Source organism: Bradyrhizobium acaciae (assembly GCF_020889785.1).
In the GTDB taxonomy this organism is placed as follows: Bacteria; Pseudomonadota; Alphaproteobacteria; order Rhizobiales; family Xanthobacteraceae; genus Bradyrhizobium; species Bradyrhizobium acaciae.
The window spans coordinates 149,669-164,705 of record NZ_JACMYK010000005.1; the positions used below are offsets into that span (position 1 = coordinate 149,669).

11 protein-coding genes and 1 pseudogene are annotated in these 15,037 nt (G+C 58.3%); 6 read left to right on the forward strand and 6 right to left on the reverse strand.

Annotated elements, in window-relative coordinates:
* Positions 1–30: 30 nt before the first annotated feature.
* On the forward strand, positions 31–312 hold the full coding sequence (locus H8A92_RS04485) for a hypothetical protein (RefSeq protein WP_229194644.1): 282 nt from the start codon (positions 31–33) through the stop codon (positions 310–312).
* Positions 313–588: 276 nt separating this feature from the next.
* Here H8A92_RS04485 and H8A92_RS04490 read toward each other — a convergent pair whose 3' ends face one another.
* Positions 589–1,920, reverse strand: coding sequence for an MFS transporter (locus H8A92_RS04490; protein WP_229194645.1), 1,332 nt, complete (start codon positions 1,918–1,920; stop codon positions 589–591).
* 126 nt (positions 1,921–2,046) lie between these two features.
* On the opposite strand from H8A92_RS04490, the gene H8A92_RS04495 reads away from it, so the two are divergent.
* The 4 genes from H8A92_RS04495 to H8A92_RS04510 all read left to right on the forward strand — a co-directional run bounded on the left by H8A92_RS04495 (position 2,047) and on the right by H8A92_RS04510 (position 8,818).
* The gene (locus H8A92_RS04495) at positions 2,047–2,622 is read left to right on the forward strand and encodes a hypothetical protein (protein ID WP_229194646.1); all 576 of its coding nucleotides are present in this window, start codon (positions 2,047–2,049) and stop codon (positions 2,620–2,622) included.
* Positions 2,623–2,759: 137 nt separating this feature from the next.
* Entirely contained in the window at positions 2,760–6,170 is a 3,411-nt protein-coding gene (locus H8A92_RS04500; RefSeq protein WP_229194647.1) for an autotransporter family protein, read from the forward strand.
* A 186-nt stretch (positions 6,171–6,356) separates the two neighbouring features.
* A protein-coding gene (locus tag H8A92_RS04505) for an IS630 family transposase (protein WP_229194648.1) occupies positions 6,357–7,305 on the forward strand; the annotation gives its coding sequence in 2 pieces (ribosomal slippage) (positions 6,357–6,692 and positions 6,694–7,305; 948 coding nt in all).
* An 889-nt stretch (positions 7,306–8,194) separates the two neighbouring features.
* Positions 8,195–8,818 carry a hypothetical protein gene (locus tag H8A92_RS04510; protein ID WP_229194649.1) on the forward strand — a complete coding sequence of 208 codons (624 nt, stop codon included), beginning with the start codon at positions 8,195–8,197 and terminating at the stop codon, positions 8,816–8,818.
* A gap of 270 nt (positions 8,819–9,088) precedes the next feature.
* Here the strand turns inward: H8A92_RS04510 and H8A92_RS41175 are convergent, their stop codons facing one another.
* The 4 genes and pseudogenes from H8A92_RS41175 to H8A92_RS04530 all read right to left on the reverse strand — a co-directional run bounded on the left by H8A92_RS41175 (position 9,089) and on the right by H8A92_RS04530 (position 13,230).
* Positions 9,089–9,223 carry a transposase gene (locus H8A92_RS41175; RefSeq protein ID WP_229194662.1) on the reverse strand — a complete coding sequence of 45 codons (135 nt, stop codon included), beginning with the start codon at positions 9,221–9,223 and terminating at the stop codon, positions 9,089–9,091.
* A 640-nt stretch (positions 9,224–9,863) separates the two neighbouring features.
* Positions 9,864–10,220: pseudogene (locus H8A92_RS04520) on the reverse strand (transposase); the annotation flags it as partial.
* 309 nt (positions 10,221–10,529) lie between these two features.
* Positions 10,530–10,964 (reverse strand): SET domain-containing protein, encoded by a 435-nt coding sequence (locus H8A92_RS04525; protein WP_229194650.1) that lies wholly within the window; start codon positions 10,962–10,964, stop codon positions 10,530–10,532.
* A gap of 862 nt (positions 10,965–11,826) precedes the next feature.
* A complete protein-coding gene (locus tag H8A92_RS04530; protein ID WP_229194651.1) occupies positions 11,827–13,230 on the reverse strand; it encodes a hypothetical protein in 1,404 nt (467 codons plus the stop codon).
* A 339-nt stretch (positions 13,231–13,569) separates the two neighbouring features.
* On the opposite strand from H8A92_RS04530, the gene H8A92_RS04535 reads away from it, so the two are divergent.
* The gene (locus tag H8A92_RS04535; RefSeq protein ID WP_229194652.1) at positions 13,570–13,896 is read left to right on the forward strand and encodes a hypothetical protein; all 327 of its coding nucleotides are present in this window, start codon (positions 13,570–13,572) and stop codon (positions 13,894–13,896) included.
* A gap of 190 nt (positions 13,897–14,086) precedes the next feature.
* On the opposite strand, the gene H8A92_RS04540 is transcribed toward H8A92_RS04535, so the two are convergent.
* Positions 14,087–15,037, reverse strand: a 951-nt coding sequence (locus H8A92_RS04540; protein WP_229194653.1) for a type III polyketide synthase, incomplete at its 5' end; no start/stop codon positions are given.

Here is a 15,037-nt window from a genome sequence, read left to right on the forward strand (position 1 = left end):
GGCGAGGACCTATGCAAAGGAAACCGACCGTTGGTGGTGCAGCCGGGCGAACTTCAATTTCATTTCGCAGACGAGGAAATCGCGAGCCGCTTCGTGCGGTTTTGTCGCGAAGAGAAGTTCGAGCTGACCTACCGCGATAAGAGGCAACTGGGGGAGCTAGGAAAACTGGACACGACGGAAACGAGTAAAATGCGGTTGCGCGATCACTCCTGGATGGTGAAGAAGTTTCCAGAAGCACGCACATATCCAATGCGGATCGAACTCGCTGGAAATTACCTCAGATGTCGAAATCCGTCGGCCAGTCCCTTCTAAATCACGGCTTAACTTTACCTGACGCTTTCTCGGGACGAGAGCCTTGAGGTACTTTGCGTCGTCGATCGCGTCGTGTGAAGCGCTGTGGGCGCCCGACAGTCTGATGAGCCTGGTAACCATCGACGAGGTCTTGAGTGCTCTCAGGGTACTCCGCGCTGTCGGCTCTCGACGGTCGCGCGATCGACGTGCGGCAAAGGCAGCATCCCACGTTCTCGTCAGGCGGCATGAGGCGTCCCGCGATCGGCAGGAAGGTACACGTGATCATATTGTCCAGCGCTATGGCGGGCTTTGCTTGTTTACAGCGTTATTATTCTTGAGCGGTGCAGTCTCCGGCATCATGAGCATGGCACAGAGCGCGGCCGTGCTAGCGATAAGCATGTACCAGGCGGGCGCCAGCGCGCTGCCGGTAAGATAGATCAGCCAGGTGACGACTGGTTGAGCTGTGCCTCCGAAGATCGCTATGGCAAAGGCGTAGATCGTAGCGAAGGCGCCACCACGAATGTTCTTGGGCAAACCTTCGGCCATGCTCACATAGAAGGCGCTATACGGAATCGTTCCGATGAGGGTGAGCGCGCCGAGGCCCCCGAGAAGTGCGAGGGCACTGCGGCTCTCTGAGATCCAGAAGAATACGGGATAGGTCATCAACAATGCAGCGATCTGCGGCCAAATCATGATGTGCCGGCGGCCTGCGCGGTCTGCGAGGCAGCCGCCCAGCAGTGCGGCAACAATTCCTATCGTATTGCTGACGAGCGTAGTGCCAAAGGCGAGAGGCGCGGAAACGTGCAGGGTGCTCAGGGCATAGGTGGTCATGTATCCCGTAACATAGGTAATGATCGTGCAACTGGCCAAGATGACAAATCCCAAGCTCATGATGCGGCGCGCAACAGGCGATTTCCCTACAGTTTGGATGACCAGAGCAGGCAGCTCAGGGCGGTGCAACGTTTCGGGCAAGGAGTTCCGCAGCCAAAATCCGAACGGCAGCGTGGCCGCGCCGAGCAAGAGCGCGATCCGCCATCCGTACGCATTGAGTGCCTCGCTTGTCATGGTCAGGGAGATTATTTCTCCAACAAGCGCCCCGGCCGTTGCAGCGATCTGTTGGCTGGCAGGCTGAAACGAGACAGCAAGACCGCGCCCCTCGGCCGGCGCCGCTTCCAGCAAATAGGCAGTTGTCGGACCAACCTCACCACCGAGCGCGAAGCCTTGCACTAAACGGCCGACAATGACCAGGAGCGGAGCAGCAGCTCCTATTGTCCCGTATGAGGGAGTAAGCGCTAACACAAGGATCGCGGCGCTCATCAGGGCAAAGCTGACGGTCATCGCGGGCCGGCGGCCGGCCCGATCCGAGTACGAGCCGAGCACGATGGCCCCGATCGGCCGGGTCACAAAACCCGCGCCGAAGGTTGCGAGCGACAGCATGAGGCTGGCGAACGGGTCGCTTGCCGGGAAAAACGCTTGTCCGATCTGGATCGCGAAAAAGCTATAGGTCCCGAAGTCGTAGAATTCGAGAATATTCCCGATCGTTGCACCTAACACGGCGCGGCGGGTCAAGCGTTCGTCTGCGGCATTGAGGACTGGGTCCGGCTTCTCCTGAGTAAATTGCTTGACCATCATCGATCCGTCTGAGGCCCGATCGCCGTCCCGAGCATTTTAAGCAGCCGGGTCGCGCGCGTTGCATTCGACCTGCTCTACGCGTCGTCTAGCATGAAGTGACGGGCCTCGCGTCCCGAGTGTTTTATGCCTGACGCATGCCAGGACGAAGCTCACGACGACGAGTGCAATAAGAATGCCCGCCTGTTGCGGCGCCATTCAAACGCTGAACTGATCGGCAACAGCAAAGATGAACAAAGGAATGCGCTGCAACTGCCAGGGGGCATCGTTTTGCTCGTGTGCCTGGCGAGTGTGCGACAACATTGGTGGGTGTTCCAACACGAAGCGCCTGCTTTCGCGCAGACGGGCAGTCGCGCGTGGATGCTGCGTTCAGCTGGTTGCGCGCGGGTGGACGCATCAGGCTATTTGGCCCGTCTTTTGCTCCGCTCGTTGTTAGTTGCGCGCAAGCCGCCTGCTTTGTCGGGATTGGTCCGCTGCACAAAGGGGGGGGCTTTGCGCGATCAAATGACAATAGGAGCGCATATTGGCGGTACCATGAGAACGATCGACATCGCCTGGCGCCGAGGCTTCGGGCGATCATTTCGATCAGGCGCAAACCGCTCGGCCGATCGCAATGGCAAGCGTGAAGTGCCCCAGTTTGAGCTTGAGGAAGTTGAAATCAAAGCCACCAGCAATGAGGGACATGCTTGTGAGTTGACTTGACTTCATCGGGCTACGAAGGCGCAAGGCCGATGTCCGATCAATGACGGCTGCGCTTCGCTGGCGCATCTGCGTGCACGCGCGCTCCAAGTTGGACGGCGAAGCACGCCGGCAATCAAGACCTCGAACAGAATCTTTAAATGAAGACGAAGACAATTACGACCATCGTGCTTGCGGCTAGTGCCTTGCTGGATTCTCCCAGTAGAGCGGTTGAAACTTACGATGTTAGGGATTCGAACGGCGTGTCCTTTATCCGAGCACGGATATTCGGTCCCGGAGATGGCCCTTTCTGTTGTGGCGGAGGTAGCGAGCCGGCGTATTCAGCTCGGGATCTAGCGCAATGGGAAACGGACCATTCGCTCGCAGCGATCCGCTATTGGGCCGAAATCATAAGGGTCAAACCCGGGCAGTCGCCGGCCGTCGTCAACATCGGCGGAATTCAGGGCAACACGGCATGGGCCTCAGTCCAGACGTCGCCTGACGGCGAGAACAAGGTGCAGGCGGCAGTCACCGGTCAGAATCCGGGCGAGTTGAACCATGGCGCACATGGTATGATCGCGATCGGCGAAATGGGATTTTCATCCGAAGCATACATTCCTTCGCAATTGCCAATGACGCCGAAGATCGGCCTGGCACCTGTTATGATTCATGAGTTCGCTCATCAGCTGGGAATGGCCGGTACCATTGGCGGCTATGATGGTTGGCCCACCGAGCCGATATCACCGTACTTCCCGAAAGCGATAAATGCCTGGACTAACCATTTGTATGACGACAACGGCAAACAAGCCAGGCCGGGGCAGGTGATCTATTGCTCGTTGTGCGTGAACCCGCCAGCTAAGGACGTTTTCGACCTGCGCCGCGATCGGGGCTATTTCGCCGGGACGCAAGTGAGCGAAGTGCTGGCCGGTGCCATGCCAGGTATTCCGGTTCGAGTGATGACTGAGGACGGCCGGCTGGATGTCCCCTTTGTCTCGCATAGCGAGCTTAAGAATAGCCTGTTGAGCCACCAGCAATACCGGAACTACACCGCCCCGATGGAGGCGGAGATCGCCGCCTTCCAAGACATCGGCCAAAGCATTGATCGGCGTGATCTATTTGGTTACTCCATCTATGGCACCGGTCGCGATCTGATAAACGACAATCCGTTCTTCGCTCGGAATGCTGAGGGTACCGCCTATCTGCCAAATACGTACAATACGGCTACTCTCGGACTGGGACTGCACGTCTATGGCAGCGGCAACACTGTGGTCCAGCGCGCCGACCTGCTTTCGAAAGGAGCAGGGGGCGCCGGCATCCGCGTCGACGGCGAAAACAATCACATCACGGTCCCGTCCGGAACCCGCGTGTACGCCGACGGCGCGTATGGGCGCGGTGTCATGTTCGCCTATGGTAAGGATCACACACTGACTCAGCGTGGCGATGTGCAGGCTCTCGGTGAGCATGGCATCGCGGCAAGTTTCGACTTTGGCAACAATGCGATGGGCAATTACTATGAATATCGTGGCTCGTATATCCGAACGATTGGCGATAACCAAGCCCCGATGCTGAGCGAAATCGCAGGTCCGCTCGTCAGCAAGTTCGATCTGACCGGGCGACTGGCTGGCAGTCATGCAGCGATGTACATGTCGAAAAACGGTTACGTCGGCGAGATCAATGTGATGCGTGGCTCTGCATTGTCGGGGGACATCTTGTCTGACTACAACCAGCTTGACGAGAACGGTGCTCCGCGTCTGACCAAATTAACGTTCGGGTTGAAGCCTGATGCGAACGGTCACTCAACGCAGGAGCCAGACGCAAATTTTGCAACCCGCTACGACGGTAATATCGTCGGACGTAACAATCTTTCGCTGCAGTTCGCCGGTGGCGCCACGACATTGGCTGGCAATCACGCGGTGTACGATGCAAGTGTCGCGCAAGGTGCAACCCTGTCCGGTAACGGCAGTTATCTGCTCAATGCCAGTGGTCGCTTCACCAATAGCGGTGTTGTCGCGCCCCTCATCAACGGTCTGGGCAACAGCATCAAGGTGTATGGCGACTATCTGCAAACCTCGACCGGTCGCTTGCAGGTCGCCGTAAACGATGCTGGCGCGTTCAGCCATCTCGTGGTGAACGGCAATGCGACGCTCGATGGTACGCTCACGATCACCCCGCAGCGCGGCTGGTATGGCAGCGGCTTTAGCGTCTCCTCAAATCAATGGCTGAACGCAACAAATCTTACAGGCTCGTTCGCGAACGTGACGACAGCCCTGCAATCGCCAACGTTGGTGGCGAGTGCAGCGGCTCAAGGCGACAACACCTACGCCTTGACGCTCTCCCGCCCATCCGATGCCTATTCGCGTTATGGAGCCGATGCCAACAGCCGCCAGGTGGGCGCGGCGCTCGATCGAGTAGCTGGCAGCGCGGCTGTAGGGCTGCACCCGCTTCTCGCGGCGCTCGACTTTTCCGCGCCGGACGGCACGGCGGTGACATCTGGGCTGCGTCAACTTTCTCCGTCGATCTATGCGTCGGAGCAGGGCAGACGTGTCAATGACAGCTACTATGCGCGTTCGGCAGTCTACAACCGTCTCGAACAGGCGTTTGGCGGCGCGCCAACCGCGGCGATGGCGGTGATGGGTTATGGTCCTGAGCCGAGGCGAGACGGCAGTTCTGCCTCTGCCACCGGCCTGGTCGGCCCGGCTTCTTCTGACCTGTCCTCTTATGACCTGCGGGGGTATGCAGCGTGGGCTTCTGCCTTTGGCGGATGGACGACCCAATCGGGCGATAGCAATGGTGCAAGCACCAGATCCTCCATCAGCGGCCTCATGACCGGGGTCGACACGCCGGTATTTGACGACTGGCGCGTCGGTGTCCTTGCGGGCTATAGCCGTTCCACTTTCGAGGTTGGCGCGGCCTCGTCGTCAGGCCGCAGCGACAATTACACGTTCGGGACCTATGCCGGCACCGAGTGGACCGTGCCAGAAGGGGCCATCGCCTTCCGTTCAGGCCTTGCCTATACATGGCACGATCTTGAGATGAGCCGCAACGTGAGGTTCCCAGGGTTCAACGACAACTTGATCTCGGATTACGATGCAGGCACGTTCCAGATTTTTGGAGAACTCGGCTATAAAGTCCATCTCGGTAAGTATTCGGTGATCGAGCCCTATGCTAGTCTCGCCCATGTTCGCGCGGCGACGGACAGCTTTAGCGAGAGGGGATTGAACGGAGCGGCGCTTAATGTGCGCGCTGGCACGATGGATACGACGCTCTCCACGCTCGGCGTCTACGCGACCACCCGTTTTCAACTTGGCCAGATCGCCACGACTGCGCGAGCCGATATTGGCTGGCGTCATGCCGTAGGCGACCTCATTCCGCTGTCGACAGCCAGCTTTGCTGCTGGATCCAGCCCTTTTGCAGCTTCAGGCCTATCCATCGGCAAGGACGTGGCACTCGTCGAATCCGGTTTGGACTTCCAGCTTTCGAACAACAGCACCCTTGGCATCGCCTATCAGGGCCGGTTCGGTTCAGGCATCACCCAGAACGGACTGAATGCCACCTTCAATGTGAAGTTCTGATGCAATGCATTTCGCCCGCGTGCTACACAGCAATGAGATCTCGCTATTTCAATCCAGGTTTCCTCGACGAGAGGCTGGCGCTTACGATCGAGGCTAGAGCGGTTCACGAATTTACTGAATCTGGAGGGATTCCGGTTCCGCGGCGAATATGATTCAAGATGCTGGCTGGATCGGAGGCCAGCATCGATGGTCAGACCCCTTTCCAACGACCTGCGGAAGCGGGTGGTCGCGGCAGTATCGAAGGGTGAGAGTTGCCGCTCGGCGGCCTTGCGTTTTGGCGTGGCCGTCTCCTCGGTGGTGAAGTGGTCGCAGCGTTATCGGGCGACCGGCTCTGTTAAACCGGACAGAATGGGCAGACAGCGTAAGTCTGTGCTGGATCCGCACGGCGACTTCATCAAGGAGCGGATCAGGCAGACCCCGCATTTGACGCTGCACGCGCTGAAGGACGAGTTGGCGGCGCGCGGGGTCGCTGTTTCGCATAATGCGGTGTGGCTGTTCATGCGCCGCGAGGGGCTGCGGTTCAAAAAAAACGCTGTTCGCTCTTGAACAAGGCCGCTTTGATGTGGCCCGCCGACGGCGACGCTGGCGATCGTGGCAGGCTGGCCTTGATCCTCAGCGCCTCGTCTTCATCGACGAGACCTGGATCAAGACCAACATGGCTCCGCTGCGTGGATGGGCACCGAAAGGAGCTCGCCTTCGCGGCTTCGCACCACACGGCCACTGGCGCACGATGACCTTCCTCGGCGCACTGCGTTACGACCGCCTTGCGGCTCCCTGCCTGTTCGACGGGCCGATCAACGGGGAATGCTTCCGCGCCTATGTCGAGCAGATCCTACTGCCATCGCTGAAGCCTGGCGACGTTGTCATCATGGACAATCTCGGCAGCCACAAGTCGACTGCGCTCCGCCGCATCCTCAGGGCGGCCGGAGCCAGGCTTTGGTATCTGCCGCCTTACTCGCCTGACCTCAATCCGATCGAGCAGACCTTCGCCAAAATCAAGCACTGGATGCGCGCCGCCCAAAAACGCACTATCGACGAGATCAGCCGACACCTCGGCGAACTCATCAAAACCATCCAACAAGACGAATGCAAAAACTACTTCGCAAACGCTGGGTATGCTTCAATTAAAACGTGAAACGCTCTAGCCTGCTTGAACGCCGGTGCTGACTTCCGCGCGGGATGTCGGAGCGAACTCTCTCGAGGGCAAGCAGCATTTGCATCAACGCTGACGATCTTCCGACATCGTCTAGAGCGCCTCAAGCGTCGGGTGGGACGAGCAGCCGTCCGACTCCGGCTCGCATGATCACCGAGCGTGAGCCGGAGATCCAGCTGAATTCCAAAGGAACATTGGGGGCCCAAGGACCGAGCGCCTGCGGAAGGAAGCCTCGACGCAACGGGTCGCGAACGGCGCGACAACTCAATGGCTTCGGGCAGGCAGCGCTGGACAAAGCCATGCGCGAATGCGCGCAACGGATTCGGCCATCCTGGCGAGGCCGAGGCTCTGGAGAAACGCTCGCGCGCTGCGGACGAGCTCTGGAAAAGTAGCGGCAGTGGCTGGAGCCCCTTTGCGGCGTGCCCCGGGAATAGGCCGGCGGGACCATGCGAACCATCGTCCAATACGGCGTTGAGATAACCTCGTCTTAAGGCGGCTTAAACTTCGAAGTCAACCATCGGGCCGTGACCTTGAAGTGACTCTTTTCCCAGTGTTCACGCGAAGTGAGGTGTCACTCGACGCGGTCCGCCGCTTCAGTAGTCTTAGGGGGTGGCTATGCATCGTGCTTCCGAGCCGGTTTGGTCCTGCGATCTTGCACAAAAACGCTGTTGGTTCATCGAGCAGCTCGCACGTTAAATCGCTTACATTAAGTGTCGAAAGAGGCTGAGTGTAGGGAACGCAGCGCGATGTGAGGTCGTCAGACATAATAGATTGTACCGCGCATCTGCGGCGTGCCGCTTCGTCGCCTCTGCCGTAGAACGTTGGTGTGGTTCTTGCTCATGCACAACCCGCTCAGTCGAAATACTCCGTTATGGCGCTGACGGTGCGAATTCTTAATACAAAACAAGGGCTAGCTTTGATGTCGAATGTGCGATTCAGTAGATTGCTATGGTGTTCTTTTGGAGCTGCAATCACGCTCTGTTCGCCGCAGCCCGCGCTCGCTGCCGACGTACCTCGCTCGCCGAAAACAGAGATCACTAACAGGTTCGTTGTGACTTCCACCGTGAATGATTTTCGGCTTGTTGAGTGGAACGACATTTGTGCCGATCCCGCCGAGTTCATTGGGCAGCCTATCGAGCTTCGAAAGATGAGATGCGTCTACGGCATGGACGGCTTCCGCTGCGTTGCATTTCCACGCAAGATTACAGCCTCTGCAAAAACAGTTACGGTTTTTGCAAAGTCTGTCATTCCGGCGGGCGAACGGGCGGTCTTGAAAAAGAACTGCACGACGCTTCAGGCGATGCTGCAGTCGGCTGCCTGCCGAAAGAACATTCGGATCATTCCAGCTCAGTTTAGCGAATGGTTTGGCGGCGAGGTTGCAAAAAGCGTCGAGCTGAACACCGATAAAATACAAATACTACCCGGGTCGCGACCGAAGCGTTATGCCGGCAACTGCAGCGCGAGGCGCGGGTGGAAACCGAAGTCAAGGCGCTAGTCTGGCAACGGGCGCAGACACTCGCCACGTTCGGAAGGCTTCACGTTCATGGAATGGTCTCCACAGCGTGTTTGGCCAAGCCGCGGCCTGGGGTTAACGGAAAAAGACGCGCGGGTGTCTGGAGGCACCACCCGCGCCGAGTTTTCTACGCCAAGCTTGACCTATCTGGAGACGCGTGAAGATAAACAGCCAAGCCGATGAGCCTCTCAGCAGCTCGCATGCCAAACGTCACTATGCAGGAATAAAGACAAAAAGCGCGGAGCCTGCCTTCTATCCAAGGCAGCTCCTACCCGAGCGCTTGGTGACTGGCGCGACTCCTGTCAAACTGCGCAAGGCGGCATAGTCACGTTGCTGCAGGGCATCGAAGGCTTCTGTGAGCAGCGCGGCGAGGACGATCCTTTTCACTTCCGGCAAGGATGCGACGATCTCCTCGTCATGCTGCTTCCTCTGCCTCGGCTCGGCCTTTCGGTCGGAATGAGGCGGGGGGAGTGCCGAGTTTGCACTCAAAGCTCCACATCAACACCTCGCCGATGCCAATAAAGTGCGGTGGCTGCAATGGCGGACCTGTCGCTCAGGGGGCGATCGGCAATCGACCGCCGATTTTGCTGCAAAACCAGTCGGCGCAACCGCCCGCCAACGTGGCCAAGGCGCAAAACTCTAGTTCTCGGTGGTCCAAACTTCAGTCTCACTGCAAGCTACTTGGCGTACCTAACCGCTGCTGGATGAAACTTCAGTGGCAGGTCACTTGGTGAAGCAAGCATTTGCTTCTCGCAGAAAGCAAGCATGTCCATTTCCTTCCTTCGCCTTTGTCAGCTTGTGGATAAGCCTCGTCACCTTCGTGGTCGCGGCTTGTCGGCTCTTGGCTTCGGCCGTGTTTGGCTCAGATAGCGTGCCGCTCTCCTCCAACCGAGCACGCCGTCGCTCCATCTTCGCGCGCGTGAAGTTCCTGTCCGGGTTGTTCGCGGCCTTGAACTTGCTACCGTCGATGGCGACGGCTGGCCGCCGCCAGACGGCCCGTTTCTTGGCAGAGTTCGACGAAGCTCGCACACACCTTGCGGAGCGCCAGGCCGTCGTCCTTGCGAAAGTCCGCAATCGTCTGTGATCGGGAGCGAGCCGAACCGGCAGCCACATCACGTCGACATTGCGCCCGGCCTCTCGTTCCAGCCGCCGGCCCGACTGCACCCGGGTTTAGATAGCCGTAAATGTAAAGCCTGAGGAGCGCCGAGGGATGGTACGATGGCCAACCGCTGCCGGCTCCGCAACCTCAAAGCCTGTCTCAGCCGAGCGCATCGACAAATACGTCGATCACGCGAACCGGGCTGCTCTTGTCAACCAAGTCGTCGAGGCATTTGGGGCAGCAGCGTCCGCTCCCGCGGTCTGCTTTGCATGAACGCCGCACCAATTCCCTTAAAGACTCAGGGGGGGGAATCGTAACCGCAGCCCAGTGTTTCGCTGCCAGGACGCGTTGCGGACATTAGCGAGTAAAAAAACGAGTCAGTAACGAAGCCTTAGGCTGGCACAACAGATGTAGTGAACTTCGCGTAGAGGGGACCAACGTCATCGAAAGCGCATTCGTGCGCGGCCGAGGGACGTCGAACAAGACCGCGCTCACGATGGTCTTCAACTCGCGTCGTCTCGATAGGGACACCGCTGCCGAAACTCTCCCCGGTGTTAAACTCGCCGACGGAATCAACGTCGCCAGACCGCAAACTCAATCCAACGCCGCCTGGCGCCTTCCGGCGTCAGGATTCGGCACTAGCTCTTTAACCCACGATAAGTCGCACCGTGGATCGAAAGACAAGTAATCGCAAGTCAGTTCTTCACCCGGTTGTACGTCACGGGCTGTAAAAATTCGGCAATGATCGTCTTGATATGTGTTTGGCTGACTGCTGTGATTCATGAAACGGGCATTGTCAGCATTGTACTCTACAACACCGTCATCAACATCGCGGTCTCTTGGATAGGCATGCTTGTCAAGTAAAGCTTGAAATGTTGGAGGTAGGGCTTCGTACTGTTCAGGCGTCACGGCAATGTCAACGATTGGATTATGAATCCAAACTAATGTGCCTTTAGGTAAAAGAGTAGCAGAGAAAAGTCCGATGCCGCCAAAGCGGTCTGGCTTCAAAATGGTTTCAACAATCAACACTGAAATATCTCCAAAAGTGACTAACACCCAGCAGGCTAACTGACCTAAGTCTCGCAAATCTCCTGTAAGAATTGATAGGGTCGTTTAATCGCGCTTCCGCTACAATTTCGATTTTTCTTCGATCTCTGCATTGTTTTCGGTGCTGCGGCTGTCGGATCAGGATTCTCAGTGAACTCGGCGAGCGTCGGTGGCATAGTTGGGAGGATCTATGCACTGCTCTCAGAGGTTTCAGCGACTATCTGCCTCAAAAAATAGGAAGGGCATTGCTGGCCGGCTTTCCGCGGAGGCGCTGGATGCTGATGTCAAGAGCTATAACCAGGACACTGGCGTTGGCGGCAACGTCGGCGCAGCACTGGCTCAGCTGCGGAAGTCATCGGTGGGCGCTAGAGCGATGGCGATCGCGCCTGGTATCCCGACCATTGCTGATCCCGAAGATACGGCACTGATAGGCTCGAGGCGGATGGACGACGCCGCAGACGCCGTTGGCCAGAGGAGCTTTTGCGGAAGGCCACGACCAGGATATGCATCTGGGGCTGATGGACCACCAGACCCGTCGTCGTCGGGTGCCGCCAGCTCAGTCGACCGGGGTTTCAATGGGAGGCAGGAAGCAGCCTCTTTACTCCGAGGATGCTTCCTTTATTTCGGGGCTTGAGGAAGGCCTTACGAAGGGCAATGCCGCCAAACGTTCCGTCAAGAACACCGTAGGTCTTTTCTTCGCAGCTTTGACGGCCGGCTCTTCAATAACAAGAGGCGATGGCCGTTCGGCTGAACGAGGAGTTGCTGAGCGATGATGCGCGCAAGTTCATCGGGACGGGTAGCGCTCATCTACACCGCCCACAAAGGTCGCCAATTGGACGGGCTGCTAGCGTCGGGAGTGTCCGTCGGCGTCTCCATTCGTGGGGTGATGGATGAGCCGAACGTCATTGGGCCCTCCCGGGCCCAAGAGGGCGGTGTAGCGCTCGCCAAGAATGTCGTACTGTTTTGACGGCTGCGCCGCGTCCGGCAAGAGGCCCCAGCGGCCGAGCTTCGAGAGCATCGTGTCCGGGGCGGGTTGGGTGCCGTGCGAAAAGCCCTCGGGAACGGCCCATGATGCAGCATAAATCTCGCGGACCGCAGGGGACGTCGTCTCAGCCCTGGAGGACGCCGGAGCGGCATTTTCCGTCGACCGTCCAAGCTGCGCTTGCGAGGCCCGATTCGCCGGTTGCGCACTGGGGTTCGGAAGGCCTTCCGGTCGAAAGCCGGGACGCATGGTAGCGCCTGGCGGATTGAGTGGGCTGCTTCGCCTCATCGTCGCCGCGGGCACGAACAGCGCGGTGTAGCGGTCAGTGTGAACCACGAAACTGTTGGGTCGGCTGTCCTGGCTCGGCGGGATGCTGCTACCGTCAAGCGCAGCCGACGCGCGCTGGTCGCCCTGCCGGAAGTTGAAGGGACGAACGACGGCTCCTAAATCCAGGGTCTGCTGATGGCGCGCGGTTGGCTCGAGAGACGATGATGGGCCGGCGTCTTCCGCCATCGCCCACAGCTGATCCTGATCGTAACCTTCCTCAGGAAGGACCAATGGCGAACCGACCGCTGGCCCGAAAGGCGACGGTGCGCCGGCGCTTTCCATCAGCACACGAGCCATCGAATTGCCCGGCTCGCTCAGCTGGCGCTCAATAGCATCCAGTTCCGCACGGCTTAGCGTCCTCTGCCTCTTCGCAGGCCTCAACTGGCCCGTGTAATCCTCACCCATGAGGACCTCGTGCCTTGAAAGGGAGGAGCTCCCGGTCAGTTCGTTCGGAGCCGGCTGGTAGCTATGGCTCCAGCTGAAATGATGCACAGCTTCTCCGGGATCCGGTGCCTGTTGATCGCGCGCGGTTGGCATGAGAGACGATGCTAGGATGGCTTCGCCCATCATCCCTCGCAGCGGATCCTGATCGTGATGTTCTGCAGTCAGCTCGTTCGGCCAACTTAAAGCTTCTCGTGGCGCGCTGTGCTGCGCGGCGGCGCCCCCGAGGCGTCTGGCAATTGCGTCTTCGGGATGAGGACCGCGGGCCCTATGGTGCACAAGTTCCAACGCCTCGGTGAGCCTACGGTCTTCGTCGGACAAACGAGGATAGTAGTGACCTGGAGAAACAGGAACCCCTGCGACGGCACTGGTATCAAGCTGCGGCACTTCATCCAAGTACGGCTCAAACGCCGCTTGCTGCTGTTGCGGTTGCGGCTCCGCGGCGTTGTGAGCAGCGCGATCTTGGTTGAATGGGTTGATGCTGTTAGATGGGTCCATGTCACCTCCCGTTTGAGTCGGTCGCAATCCCGAGCAGATAGTGTCGCTCTCTGTTCTCGCTCTATTAGGTTCAGCTGTCGACAAGCTGACGCACTTAGAGACTTAAGAGAGCCAAATTGGCTAGCCCGGCTGCCACACTCACCCGAGGGACGCGCCAGGGATGCCCGATTACATTTTCCGGAAACACTGGCTGGGCTGAGTCGGAGCCGGCACGAACAGATTCTATTTTGAGTGGCATCATGAGACCTACAAAATCGTCCCAAATAAAGTGTGTACTGAGCTGGGACGTGCTCTGACGATGCCGTCCGGATGGTGCCCCAACTGAGGCGGACTTCTTCGTTGAAGGCATGCTTTGCCGAGAAGGTCTGGACTCTGGCCGCAAAGAGGAAATCGGATCCAGCGATCTTGGCACGTGTCGCGGTGCGGACGGTGCAGGAATTTCCGCATGCGACTGATGTGAAGATGGACGTGATGTGCGACATGTTGCGTGTCGCCAGGAGCGGGCTTGAATTATTGCACTCGCAAGGCGTCATCCATCGAACGGGCGAGTACCTAAAAATCGAGCAAAAGCGCTTTCCGGTGTTCAAGGCCATCAAAGCGGTGCATGTGCGACTAAACCGTGACGAAGATTCGAAATTGATCAAATCGGCGTCTGAGGTTGCCTAACAGGGGACAGCCAGATCGGTTCAGGAGCGATGCTGTAACTGCAAGCGGTCTCGCGGACGCTGCTGGGTACCGTTGAGCAGACCTGACCAGCGGCAGCATCTCGGGCGCGCGAGCGCTCGACAGCACCAAGCGAACAGTTTAGTGATGCCGATCACGACTAGGCAAACCGCTGCAATTGGTTGCCCGGCGGCTAGAGGTGGACGGGCTTTGGCTGTGCTGCTTCCGTGTCAGCCCATTTCAGTAGCGTCAGTTCGGCTGAAAAGCCAGGCCCGAAGGCGCCTAAGATACCGTATGATCCAGCCGCTTGCTCCTCATGCGCCAGCACGTGTTCCAGCACGAATAGCACAGTTGCGCTCGACATATTTCCATGAAGTCGAAGTGTCTCATAGCTGGAAAAAAAGCTCTCAGAGGATCTGCCAAGGCCCCGCTCACAAACTTCCAATACTTTTCTCCCGCCAGGATGAAAGATAAAGCTCCTTACCTGGCCAGGAAGGACGCCTGCCTCCGCGAGCAGCGAGCTCATTGCACGTGGCATCAATTCGCTAATCATTGACGGAATGCGCTCGGAGACCACGACTTCAAATCCCGAATCGCCAAAATGCCAGCCCATTAGAGAAGTCGAGTCCGGGTGAAGCAAACTCGTACTTCTCACGATATCCAGCTTGCCGGTACCGCTTTCAGCTGGCCCGATTAGTAACGCGGCAGCGCCATCTCCAAAGAGGCTTGAGGCGACAACGTTCTTTGGCGTGAGATCATTCGGTTGGAATGTAAGGGAAGTCAGCTCCACAGCAACGAGGAGAATACGTTCGTTGGTTGCTCGGCAAAGGGCTCCTGCTAAACTAACTCCCGATGCTCCCCCAGCGCATCCGAGGCCAAAAATCGGCGTCCGTCCCACGTCTGGTTGCAACCCGACTTTGAAGATCAGGTCCACGTCGAGACTAGGGGTCGCTATCCCTGTCGTCGAGACGAACAAAACCCGATCGACTTGCTCGGGCTTAACCCCAGCCCGGTCGAGACAGAGCACGGTCGCTTTGCACGCGAGCTCGTTCGCCCGATCCAAATATATCTGGTTGGTCTCACTTATGCGATGCTCGCCGAGGAGCCATTCGGGCGTAACACAAAAGAACCGCTGATCGACCAG